Source organism: Brevibacillus sp. MER 51 (genome assembly GCF_023714195.1).
Lineage (GTDB): Bacteria > Bacillota > Bacilli > Brevibacillales > Brevibacillaceae > Brevibacillus.
This window is the reverse complement of sequence record NZ_JAMAUS010000007.1, coordinates 93,311-104,607: the sequence shown is the minus strand read 5'-3', so window position 1 is coordinate 104,607 and position 11,297 is coordinate 93,311. Positions and strand designations below refer to the sequence as shown.

At 46.7% G+C, this 11,297-nt stretch carries 12 protein-coding genes; 1 reads left to right on the top strand and 11 read right to left on the bottom strand.

Features of this window, described 5'->3' with window-relative positions; all coding sequences use genetic code 11:
- Positions 1-79: 79 nt before the first annotated feature.
- Positions 80-1,576 (bottom strand): LysM peptidoglycan-binding domain-containing M23 family metallopeptidase, encoded by a 1,497-nt coding sequence (locus M3630_RS16580; protein WP_251252779.1) that lies wholly within the window; start codon positions 1,574-1,576, stop codon positions 80-82.
- 173 nt (positions 1,577-1,749) lie between these two features.
- Between M3630_RS16580 and M3630_RS16575 the strand changes: the two genes are divergently transcribed.
- A complete protein-coding gene (locus tag M3630_RS16575; RefSeq protein WP_173611649.1) occupies positions 1,750-2,205 on the top strand; it encodes a hypothetical protein in 456 nt (151 codons plus the stop codon).
- 66 nt (positions 2,206-2,271) lie between these two features.
- Here the strand turns inward: M3630_RS16575 and M3630_RS16570 are convergent, their stop codons facing one another.
- The 10 genes from M3630_RS16570 to ychF form a co-directional block, all read right to left on the bottom strand.
- Positions 2,272-2,487: a hypothetical protein gene (locus M3630_RS16570; RefSeq protein WP_007720197.1), complete on the bottom strand. Its 216-nt coding sequence runs from the start codon at positions 2,485-2,487 to the stop codon at positions 2,272-2,274.
- A 130-nt stretch (positions 2,488-2,617) separates the two neighbouring features.
- Positions 2,618-3,904, bottom strand: a complete 1,287-nt coding sequence (locus M3630_RS16565) for an adenylosuccinate synthase (protein WP_173611648.1) — start codon at positions 3,902-3,904, stop codon at positions 2,618-2,620.
- 181 nt (positions 3,905-4,085) lie between these two features.
- Positions 4,086-5,435: a replicative DNA helicase gene (dnaB, locus tag M3630_RS16560; protein ID WP_047070269.1), complete on the bottom strand. Its 1,350-nt coding sequence runs from the start codon at positions 5,433-5,435 to the stop codon at positions 4,086-4,088.
- A 24-nt stretch (positions 5,436-5,459) separates the two neighbouring features.
- Entirely contained in the window at positions 5,460-5,903 is a 444-nt protein-coding gene (gene rplI, locus M3630_RS16555) for a 50S ribosomal protein L9 (RefSeq protein ID WP_088910104.1), read from the bottom strand.
- A 26-nt stretch (positions 5,904-5,929) separates the two neighbouring features.
- Positions 5,930-7,867: a DHH family phosphoesterase gene (locus tag M3630_RS16550; protein WP_251252778.1), complete on the bottom strand. Its 1,938-nt coding sequence runs from the start codon at positions 7,865-7,867 to the stop codon at positions 5,930-5,932.
- Positions 7,868-7,871: 4 nt separating this feature from the next.
- On the bottom strand, positions 7,872-8,780 hold the full coding sequence (locus M3630_RS16545) for a DUF2232 domain-containing protein (protein ID WP_251252777.1): 909 nt from the start codon (positions 8,778-8,780) through the stop codon (positions 7,872-7,874).
- A 101-nt stretch (positions 8,781-8,881) separates the two neighbouring features.
- Positions 8,882-9,112, bottom strand: coding sequence for a 30S ribosomal protein S18 (rpsR, locus tag M3630_RS16540; RefSeq protein WP_005831740.1), 231 nt, complete (start codon positions 9,110-9,112; stop codon positions 8,882-8,884).
- Positions 9,113-9,152: 40 nt separating this feature from the next.
- Positions 9,153-9,632 (bottom strand): single-stranded DNA-binding protein, encoded by a 480-nt coding sequence (locus tag M3630_RS16535; RefSeq protein WP_047070273.1) that lies wholly within the window; start codon positions 9,630-9,632, stop codon positions 9,153-9,155.
- Between the two features lie 29 nt (positions 9,633-9,661).
- Positions 9,662-9,949, bottom strand: coding sequence for a 30S ribosomal protein S6 (gene rpsF / locus M3630_RS16530; protein WP_047070274.1), 288 nt, complete (start codon positions 9,947-9,949; stop codon positions 9,662-9,664).
- Positions 9,950-10,092: 143 nt separating this feature from the next.
- The gene (gene ychF, locus M3630_RS16525) at positions 10,093-11,193 is read right to left on the bottom strand and encodes a redox-regulated ATPase YchF (RefSeq protein ID WP_251252776.1); all 1,101 of its coding nucleotides are present in this window, start codon (positions 11,191-11,193) and stop codon (positions 10,093-10,095) included.
- Between the last annotated feature and the right edge of the window lie 104 nt (positions 11,194-11,297).

Here is an 11,297-nt window from a genome sequence, read left to right as displayed (position 1 = left end):
AGGACTTGGCATTCAATCCCTGCCAGCAAAAAAAGGGCCCCTCCTAAGAGTTGCCCTTTCTTATCCAGAAATTACTAGTCTATTTTAAGTAACGAATCGGGTTTTGATTTCGTCCATTTTGTAGAACCTCAAAATGCAGGTGGACGCCGGTTGACTGCCCAGTAGAACCCTTTACGCCGATTTTCTTTCCTTGGCTAACAACATCGCCGGCTTTCACATTAATGATACTCATGTGACCGTACAATGTCTTCATTCCATTGCCGTGGTCGATGATAACCGATTTTCCGTAGTCACCATTCCAACCAGCGAATGTGACACGTCCATTGTCTGCCGCCATGACAGAACCAGCACCGGCAATATCAATTCCTTTGTGCATGCTGCCCCAGCGTTTGCCGAAGCCGCTGCTAATATACCCGCTAGCAGGCCAGCTCAAACGACCTGTACCGCGCGATGGGATAACTTTTGTACCGCGCTCCATAATTTGTGTTACAGGCTGCACAGTTACATCTTGCTTGATGACTTTGCGATTAACGACTTGTCCATTTTCTTTCACAACTTCGTACTTCACTGTTTTACTGCCGTTTTTACCTTCTTGTACGACCTTCGTTTCACCTTTAGGAACCTTGTCATTGTTTTTAATTTGGGTATTAAAAGCAATAACCTCTTGCTGATCTACTTCTTCTTTGACTTGAACAGTAACCAGTGGACGCACTGCGGTTACATTGATTTCTTGCCCCAATTGAAGGACGGTATTTTCCGTAACACCTGGGTTGTTGGCGTAAATATCTTTTGATGTAATGCCGTATTTCTTCGCGATGCAACCGATGCAATCGCCTTCTACGACCGTATGCTTCATATCTTTGAAGGTGCCTTTTACCAGCAACTCCTCGAGTTTATCGGCAGACAAAATTTGAGATGCATCGACTGTTTCGGTTTGCATCTCTACGTTTTCTTTAAATGCGACTTCTTTTACCGGATTTGGTTTGACTGGGACTGTGGATGCTGCTGCCACAACAGCCTTTTTCCCTGTCGTTGCAGGAACTCCGGAATATTTTTGCTTCACTTCAGCCAGTGCTTGATCAACCGATTGCTGGTCTGGCAGGTAACCTACTACTTTGCCGTCAATTGTGAGCTTTACGCCCTGAACCTTGATATCCGCTACGGATGCCAAAGCTTGTACAGCGGCATCGTTATTGAACGGTGCCTTGAATTCACGCTCTTCTTCGAATGTGATATAGTCAGCCAACTGCAAGTTGAGGCCTGTTTTTGCCTTTTCCTCTTCCAGCTTTGCTGCTGTCCAGTTATGTATCACATTTGGATCATTTACCACGCCAATCTCTTTGCCGTTTACACTGACATGGTAGACAGAATTGACATTGCTTATGTAATAGTATTGTGCAGATGCTCCAGCAGCAATCGTCAAAACTAGACCTGCCGCAATTGAAAGCGATTGTTTTTTATGCGACTGGATGTAAGAGCTTGTACGTTTCATTGTACGTTTCGCCAGATCACTGCAATCCCGAACGATTCGTGATGACCGTTCCTGCAGCTTGGCCTTCCATTCCGACCAATGCATAACTTGTCCCTCCTGAAAACAGATACAACTTGCTCGTTCCATTTCCTGAAAATTTTTAATTTATTGACTAGGTCGTAAATCCCATAATTTAGTTTCCATTTATCTGCCAAATTGCCTAAAGAAACCAACTATGTCGACTTTACCATAAGATTAACGACAACATCAAGTGTAAATTGCTGTCGAATAAAAAAATAGACACAGAGTCACTATATGTACAAACAATTGGTAGCATTTATCATATCTGGAGGCTGATAGACGTGAAGGAACGTAACATTCTTGCTGGATTTCACACCGAAGATGATGCCCAAAAGGCAGAAAAAGCGCTTCGACAAGCTGGTTTTTCCATCATTCAGATCGACAGAATCGGACAATTCCCTGGTGACGGGAATGAACAAATCCTGAATCCCATAACCGGAGATTTTCCCAGCTTGGGCAACCTTACACTGGCAGGTGACTTCCCAAGCGGCAGGGATGCAAGCGTCATGGCCGCAGTAGATCCAGACGCCAGTGGCATGGCCGACCGGGGTGATGACAATATGAATCGCAGTGTCTTGTTAACGGCAGTCGTACCAGAGGAACAAGGTGATCTTGCGACGGAGATCATCCGATCGTATGGGGGCATGATCTAAAATAAATATAGCCATCTTCCTAAATATCTAGGAAAGATGGCTTATTTCGTTATGAGCATCTGTGACTCACACCTCTTGCATCGAGGTAACGTCTTTTAACGCAAGTCTGCGTATTTTCGTTTTCTCGGCGTCATTTGGTTGTTTGTATGTGGTGATAAAGCATAAGTATCCATTGTTGAAATGTGTCATGGTTCCCTTGATGACGACGCCATTGATCATTTTTACCTGTACATTTTTGCCCAGCAGCTTCATGGCCTTTTGGTCAAATCCAAAACCCATCATCACGATCACCTCTCCATTTCTCCCTATGTCTAACCATATGCCCAGAGGGTGTCGTTTCGTGTCTGTCCCTTGCAAAAAAAGAAAAGCTGCCGAATACTCGACAGCTTTCTTCTATTATATAGTCGATAGCTTATCCGTAAATGCCACGGACAACGACAGTTTGTTCACGATCTGGTCCTACGGAGAAGATCGACATTGGAATACCAGTCAGTTGCGTGATGCGCTCAATGTAGTGACGAGCGTTTTCTGGCAAGTCGTTCAGATTGCGAACGCCTGTAATATCCTCTGTCCAACCTGGCAGTTCCTCATAAACTGGCTCGCATTTCGCCAGCAGGTTGAGGTTCGCCGGGAACGACTCGATGATTTCACCATTGTATTTGTACGCTGTGCAAATACGCAGTGTCTCAATGCCAGACAAGGTATCCAGCTTGGTGATCGCCAAACCAGTGATACCGCTGACGCGACGAGCATGACGAACAACTACACTATCAAACCAGCCTACACGGCGTGGACGACCTGTTGTTGTACCATATTCGAAGCCAACCTCACGAATATGATCGCCAGTAGCATCATTCAGCTCAGTCAGGAAAGGACCGTCACCTACACGCGTCGTGTAAGCTTTTGCCACCCCGATTACTTGGTGAATCTTGGTTGGTCCTACACCAGAACCAATAGTCACACCACCCGCGATTGGGTTGGAGGACGTTACGTAAGGATACGTACCTTGGTCAATATCGAGCAATACGCCTTGTGCGCCTTCAAACAATACGCGGTTGCCGTTATCAATGGAGTCATTGAGGACAACAGATGTATCAGCTACGTAAGGACGAATGATTTCTGCCAGAGCCAAGTATTCATCCAGAATTTCTTGAAGCTCAAAGCCAGTTGTGTTGTACAGCTTCTCCAGCAGCAAGTTCTTCTCTGCCAGGTTGCGCTCGAGCTTGCGAGCAAACTCATCGCGATCCAACAAATCAGCGATACGAATACCGATACGTGCTGCTTTATCCATGTATGCAGGTCCGATACCTTTACGGGTCGTACCGATTTTGTTAGCACCGCGGCTATCTTCCTCTACGCCATCCAGCTTGATGTGGTACGGCAGAATCACATGTGCGCGATCACTGATTTTCAAATTGCTTGTAGAAAAACCGAAGCTGTGAATGTACTCCAGTTCTTTTACCAATGCTTTCGGATCGATTACCATACCGTTTCCGATTACGCAGGTCTTGTCACTATAAAAAATTCCGGATGGAATCAAATGCAGCTTATACTTGTTACCATCAAAAATAATGGTATGGCCTGCGTTGTTACCGCCTTGATAACGAGCCACTACCTCTGCACTTTCAGCTAGATAGTCTGTAATTTTACCTTTACCTTCATCGCCCCACTGGGTTCCGACGACAACGACTGTTGACATCGAAAAACACCTCCTGATATTATCATGTCTTTTCGGGCCTGAAACAATCTAAGTTTACTAAACGAGACTCCCCATGTCAACGCTAAATACGAACATTCATATTGTTAGTTCTTAATATGTTCGGCAATTCAATATAGAAAAAAAAGCCGGAATATCTCCGGCTTTTCTTCCATTCCAACTATTAACCTGCTTGATTTCGAAAGCGATGATCCAAGTTAACGAATTTGTTGAATTCTTTCAGGAACGCCAACTCCACCGTTCCGGTTGGGCCGTTACGCTGTTTGGCGATAATGACTTCGATGACATTCTTGTTCTCTGTTTCCTTGTCATAGTAGTCATCACGGTACAAGAAGGCAACGATATCGGCGTCCTGCTCAATCGAACCCGATTCACGGATATCAGACATCATCGGTCGCTTGTCCTGCCGTTGCTCTACACCACGGCTCAACTGCGACAGGGCGATAACCGGCACGTTCAGCTCACGCGCGATCCCTTTTAGCGTACGAGAGATCTCAGATACTTCCTGCTGACGGTTATCTCCTTTGCCTCGTCCATGAATCAGCTGAAGGTAATCGATCAGGATCAAGCCCAAGCCCTTCTCTGTCTGAAGGCGACGGCATTTCGCCCGGATGTCCTGTACAGTAACCCCCGGTGAATCATCGATGTAAATCGGCGCTTTCGCCAGCGTACCAATTGCCATCGTCAACTTTTGCCAATCGTCTTCCTCCAATGTACCGGAACGCATCCGGGACGCATCCAGATTGCCCTCCGCACAAATCATACGCTGAACCAGCTGAGAAGCACCCATCTCCAAGGAGAAGATGGCTACGGTCTCTCCTGCACGGGCTGCTACGTTTTGCGCGAGATTCAAGGCAAAAGCCGTCTTCCCTACAGAAGGACGGGCTGCCAAGATAATCAGGTCACTGCGCTGCAATCCTGCTGTCATCTTGTCCAAATCTGTATATCCCGTAGAAATCCCCGTAATATCACCGCGTCGCTGACTCAAAAACTCAATCCGCTCATACGTTTCCAGAAGGGCATCACGAATCGGTGTAAAACCGCCACTGTTGCGATTTTGACCGATCTCCATGATGTACTTCTCCGCATCCGCGATGATCTGCGTGACATCATCCTCACGGGAGTATCCGTCATTGGCAATCTTCGTAGCTGTATGAATCAATCGCCGAAGCAGCGATTTTTCTTCTACGATTTTTGCGTAGTATTCGATGTTGGCTGCCGTTGGAACAGAGCTGGCGATTTCCGTGAGATACGTAACCCCACCGACTTCATCCAGCAGCTTGTGATCCTGTAAATCCGCTGTAACAGTAACCAAATCGACAGGTTCGCCTTTTTCATACAGGTCCACCATCGTTTGAAAGATGCGCTGATGCGCTGTCTTGTAAAAATCCTCCGGACGGAGAATTTCAATGGCCGTGATTAAAGCTTCCTTAGACAAGAACACGGCACCCAGTACCGATTGTTCCGCTTCCTTGTTCTGTGGCGGCACACGATCCAAAAACAGGTCGCTCACGTCACACCCCCCACAATTGAGACATTATTCTTCCACAACGTGTACTTTCAGAGTAACCGTTACTTCGTTGTGCAGTTTTACTTTGATTTGCGTCACGCCCAAAGCACGGATTGCATCCATTTCGAGCTTACGCTTGTCTACTTTGATTTTAAACTGATCTTCCAGCGCTTGCGCTACTTGTTTGCTGGAAATTGCACCGAACAAGCGTCCGCCTTCGCCTGCTTTTCCTGTTACTTTCACTGTCAGCTCTTCCAGCTTTTTGCCGAGTTCCTGAGCATCCAGCTTTTCTTGCTCTTTGCGCTTATCTTCGCTGCGCTTTTGAGCGTCGAGCGTTTTCACGTTGCTATCTGTCGCTTCTTTTACCAGCTTCTTTGGCAACAAGAAGTTGCGTACATAGCCCTCTGACAAATCCTTAACTTCGCCTTTTTTCCCTTGGCCTTTTACATCTTGAAGAAAAATGACTTTCATCATCGTTTCCCCCTTTATATTTTGGCCTATACGACCGAGTCAATCGCTTCTTTCAAACGACGTGTAGCTTCTTTAATTGATATGCCTTGAATTTGTGTTGCAGCACCAGTGAGGTGACCGCCTCCACCCAGCAGTTCCATGATCGACTGAACATTGATGTCGCCCAGTGAACGTCCGCTGATCAAGATCGTATCGTCGGATCGCTCTGCAACAACAAACGAAGCCTGGATACCTGACAAAGTGAGTAGCTGCTCAGCAGCTTGCGCCACCTGTACCTGCGTGTAATCCTCGGACTGGTCGCCTATGGCAATCGCCATGTTGTCGCGGTACGTTTCCGTGTTCATGATAATTTTTGCTCGCTTCACATACTGTCCCAGATCTTCCTTCAACAGACGCTGGACGGCCGCGGTATCGGCCCCGTTACGACGAAGGAAAGACGCCGCTTCAAAGGTCCGTGAACCTGTGCGGAAGGCAAAGCTTTTGGTATCCACCACAATTCCGGCTAACAGTGCCGTTGCAATCAGATTGTCGATATTCAATCGCTCACTCTGATATTGCAAGAGCTCCGTAACAAGCTCGGCAGTCGAAGAAGCATACGGTTCCAGATACAAGAGTACTGGCTCAATAAACTCCTCCGAACGTCGATGGTGGTCGATCACCACAATTCGGCTCGTTTCCGTCAACAGCTTCGGCTCAATCACCAGCGATGGTCGATGCGTATCGACGACTACCAGCAATGTGCGACCGGAAATGAGTCGGATCGCCTGTTCTGGCGTGATAAAGGTCTCAGCCAACTCTTCATTGGCATAAATCTCCTTCATCAGACGCTCGACAGAATGATTGCCTTCGTCCATGACAATATAAGCCGTTTTGTTGTGCAGCTGCACAGCCTTCAATACACCAAGTGATGCCCCGATCGAATCCATGTCAGGCTGTTTATGCCCCATGACGATGACGTGCTCCGCCTCATGAATGAGATCACGCAAAGCATGTGCAATAACACGAGCCCGGACACGTGTCCGCTTTTCTACCGCATTCGATTTCCCACCGTAGAAAGTAAGCTTGTTGCCAATCTTGACAGCGCACTGGTCGCCACCGCGTCCCAATGCGATATCCAAGCTTGATTGCGCCATTTGTCCCAGCTCAATGTAAGTGGTAGCGGCCGCTCCAACTCCGATACTGAGCGTAATCGGAATTTTATTGTCCGCTGTCATCTCCCGTACCACATCGAGAATGTCAAATCGCGTCTCTTCCAATTTATCAAGTGCTTCCCGTTCCATCAGAGCCAAAAACTTGTCGGCCGTGATTCGGCGAAGATATATGCCATGTTTGTTGGCCCACTCTGTAATCACACCAGCCACGCTTGTAGAGAGCAGCGTACGGCTCTGATCATCCATGACTTGTCCGACCTCGTCCAAATTGTCGAGGTGAATGATGGCAAGTGCAGCCTTTTCTCGATGGTAACGAGTCGTCAATTCTTTGAAGTCCGTAATGTCCTTGAAATACAAAAGGCGCTCATCGGATCGCACAATGACCTCGTATACCCGCTCGTTATAAGTAAACTCCAGCCGTTTTTGCTCCGGCTTCCAAACCAGTTGGGGGAATACCTCTTGGAGGCTTTTCCCGATCATGGATTCATCCCCGGACATATGCGTCATATACGGGTTTACCCACTCAATTGCCTTTTCCTCGTTGTATAAAAGAATTCCGATCGGCAGTTCCTGGATAACGCCTTCTCCCGCCTTCTTCACGCGATGGGTTACCGTCGCCAAATACAGGCGCAAGTCTCGTTGGAACCCCTTTTCTGCTTGAAGAGCGTAAAGAACCAAGCCAATCAAGCAAATTATGCCGATCGCCCCGTACATCCAATGAAACAAGGTCAAAATCCCCAACAACAGCAAGCTAAAGCTGAGTGCCAGGACCATGTGCATCCCGTACCAACGCTTTAACAGGAACTTGGGCATTTCCTCAGCCCCTCTTCACTCTTGTTTCCAGTTTTTCACGCAAACGAATTCCTAGGTCAAATATCCCTACTAGACTAAGTATAGTACTTAGGGGTGGAAAAATAAATAGACAGACAATAAGCACAGGAGTCAGTCTCTTCCAGCCGTACAAATAGGCTGCAAATAGACAAAAACTCAAGCCTTGCAAAACAAAGATAATATCCAGCATGACTTTCAGGTTCATCAAGGCAATTTCCCAGAATGTGCCCTGCATGCTTTCAGCAAACAACAAAAGACTGATCATCGCAATGAAGTAGTAATAAAGCAATGATCGTGGGAAACTCCATTCCCGAATTGGCTTCAATCCTGGAATCGGTCTGTGCAGACGTCTTCCAAAAAAACGCGCCAATCCATGATTAATAGCGCTAGATAAAAAGCTGAACAGCAAGAGACTTGTAGGCATTATCATTTTGCCCAGTGCTATGATCTGATCAAACTGTTCTTTTGACATCATCGCAGGACGCATTTTAGAAGTCTCTTGCAAGACCGCATTCAAATCCACGTTCATTCCGAATGTCAAGAATCCAAGATAGGTAACCACACCCAGAAAAGAGACACCGGCACCCGCCAAAATGGCTGGTAAAGCAGACTTCTTTTTCGCGTAAACAATCCCCATTACTGAACCCCAAGCGGCACTGTAAAAAGCAAGTGTAGCTTCAAGTGGACCGGTAATGATCCAGCCTAGAAACGTAAAGACCAGCGTGACCCACACCATATTAGGTACAGTTCGATTTACAGCCAAAAGAATAAACGGCAGAGGTAATAAGAAGCTGACGAACATTCCCAGTAAGGTATATGTACTGAGAAACAGCAGCCCCAGTGCGATACCCAGCATAAGGGCATTTTCAGCCAAGTGTTTCGTTTTGGACGGCATGTCAGCACCTCATTATTCATGTCTCATGTACACTATCCATAGAAAACTATGGAAAAAAGAGGGCCACGCAATTGTGCCCCCCTTTTTATAGCTTTTGCAACTTATTCAGCAGTGTAAGGCAACAGTGCTACTTGACGAGCGCGTTTGATCGCGATAGTCAGTGCACGTTGATACTTCGCAGAAGTACCAGTTACACGACGTGGCAAGATTTTGCCGCGTTCGCTGATGAACTTTTTCAGCAAATCAACATCTTTATAATCGATGTGCTTGATTTTGTTCACTTTAAAGAAGCATACTTTACGACGCTTATTAGGACGTCCTTTGCGTGCCATGATAGTCCCTCCTTCGTAGGAATGTGAAAGTTATACGATCTTAGAACGGCAAGTCATCATCTGAAATGTTGATCGGCTTGCCTGCACTCGCGAAGGGATCACCAAACGGATCGTAGTCATTGTTTCTTTGACCGGATGGTTTGTTACCGCCACCCATGCCAGGGCCTGGATCGTATCCTGAATTATCTCCGCCAGCTTCATTGCCTCGACCGCCCAAAAATTGAACGTTCTCTGCAACAACTTCCGTCACATATACTCTTTTACCTTCTTTATTATCGTAGGAGCGTGTTTGCATACGTCCTTCAATAGCTGCTTGTCTACCTTTACGCAAGTAGCTTGCGCACAGATCGGCAAGTTTTTGCCAAGCGACAATATTAATGAAATCCGTTTCTCTCTCACCCGCTTGATTGGTGCGGGGACGATTCACGGCCACAGTAAAAGTAGCAACGGCAACGCCATTTGGCGTGTAGCGAAGTTCTGGATCTTTCGTCAGGTTGCCGATGAGAATGACTTTATTCATCTTGGTTCCCCCTCTGAACGCGACAATGATTACTTCTCATCACGAACAAACATAAAGCGGATTACGTCGTCATTGATTTTCATCAGACGCTCAGCTTCCGCAACAGCATCGGAGTTCGCTTTGAAGTTCATCAAAACGTAGTAACCTTCACGGAACTTGTTGATTTCGTACGCAAGACGACGTTTACCCATTTCTTGAAGCTTGGAGATTTCTCCACCATAGTTAGTTACAACTTCGCTGTAACGAGCTACATTGGATTTTACTTTCTCTTCTTCAAGGTCTGGACGCAATACATACATTACTTCGTATTGACGCATACCTTTTCACCTCCTTATGGACTTTGCGGCCCTAAACGGGCAAGGAGCGAGTGCTAAAAACGAAACGCACAATACATGCACTCCATAAATACTCGCATTATCGTATTATAGCAAAACGCCTATGCCGAATCAAGAATTTCGTACTAAACGTTGAAGCGGAAATGCATAACATCTCCATCTGCCACTACGTACTCTTTCCCTTCAAGACGGTACTTCCCGCGATCTCTGGCTGCTGCCACAGAACCAGCATCTACCAGGTCATCATACGCAATCACTTCCGCACGAATGAAGCCGCGCTCAAAATCCGTATGAATCACGCCTGCCGCTCCTGGAGCCTTTGTACCCTGACGGATGGTCCAAGCGCGTACTTCTTGTACACCGGCTGTGAAGTATGTTACCAATCCCAGCAGCTTGTAAGCAGCACGAATCAAACGGTCGAGACCAGACTCAGAAAGTCCCAATTCTTCCAAAAACATTTCTTTGTCTTCGCCCTCGAGCTCAGCAATTTCTGCTTCTACTTTCGCACTGATAACAACCACTTCTGCGCCTTCACTCGCTGCATGCTGGCGAACTGTTTGCACATGCGGGTTGCTGTCTGCATCGTTAATGCCATCTTCCGCTACGTTGCACACGTACAGCATTGGCTTGATTGTCAGCAGATGCAAATCGCGAATCCATTTGCGCTCTTCGTCATCAAGTTCTACACTGCGAGCAGATTGCCCCTCTTCAAATGCTGCTTTCAATTTCTCCAGCACGTCCAGCTCTTGTTTGGATTCCTTGTCGCCGGACTTCACTTTGCGTGCAATGCGGTCAATACGACGATCAACAGAGTCCAGGTCAGCAAAAATCAGCTCCAGGTTGATTGTCTCGATATCGCTCAAAGGATCGACACGACCTGCTACGTGAGTAATGTTCTCATCTTCAAAGCAACGGACAACATGGGCAATCGCGTCCACTTCACGGATGTGTCCAAGGAATTGGTTGCCAAGTCCTTCGCCTCTGCTCGCGCCTTTTACCAAGCCTGCAATGTCTACGAATTCAAACGCAGTTGGAACTACCTTGTTTGGTACAACGATCTGCGTCAGCTTTTCCAGACGCGGATCTGGTACCTCTACGATCCCTACGTTCGGGTCAATCGTACAGAACGGGTAGTTAGCCGATTCAGCGCCCGCTTGTGTAATAGCATTAAACAATGTCGATTTTCCTACATTAGGAAGACCTACAATCCCTGTAGCAAAGCCCATTTATATACACCTCGTTCATTTTTGTTATCTAACTTGAAATAGTCTATCACATTCTTTCAATACGTCCAATCAGCCACTAACTTGAAAACAATGAAAGTAAATAA

What these genes read in the sequence shown, in the direction of transcription:
- M3630_RS16580 (WP_251252779.1), bottom strand. Translation starts at nt 1,576, where the DNA reads ATGCATTGGTCGGAATGGAAGGCCAAGCTGCAGGAACGGTCATCACGA.
- rpsF (WP_047070274.1), bottom strand. Translation starts at nt 9,949, where the DNA reads ATGCGTCAATACGAAGTAATGTATGTATTGCGTCCAGACCTTGAAGAA.
- ychF (WP_251252776.1), bottom strand. Translation starts at nt 11,193, where the DNA reads ATGGGCTTTGCTACAGGGATTGTAGGTCTTCCTAATGTAGGAAAATCG.
- M3630_RS16545 (WP_251252777.1), bottom strand. Translation starts at nt 8,780, where the DNA reads ATGCCGTCCAAAACGAAACACTTGGCTGAAAATGCCCTTATGCTGGGT.
- M3630_RS16550 (WP_251252778.1), bottom strand. Translation starts at nt 7,867, where the DNA reads ATGCCCAAGTTCCTGTTAAAGCGTTGGTACGGGATGCACATGGTCCTG.
- M3630_RS16535 (WP_047070273.1), bottom strand. Translation starts at nt 9,632, where the DNA reads ATGAATAAAGTCATTCTCATCGGCAACCTGACGAAAGATCCAGAACTT.
- M3630_RS16565 (WP_173611648.1), bottom strand. Translation starts at nt 3,904, where the DNA reads ATGTCAACAGTCGTTGTCGTCGGAACCCAGTGGGGCGATGAAGGTAAA.
- rplI (WP_088910104.1), bottom strand. Translation starts at nt 5,903, where the DNA reads ATGAAAGTCATTTTTCTTCAAGATGTAAAAGGCCAAGGGAAAAAAGGC.
- M3630_RS16570 (WP_007720197.1), bottom strand. Translation starts at nt 2,487, where the DNA reads ATGATGGGTTTTGGATTTGACCAAAAGGCCATGAAGCTGCTGGGCAAA.
- rpsR (WP_005831740.1), bottom strand. Translation starts at nt 9,112, where the DNA reads ATGGCACGCAAAGGACGTCCTAATAAGCGTCGTAAAGTATGCTTCTTT.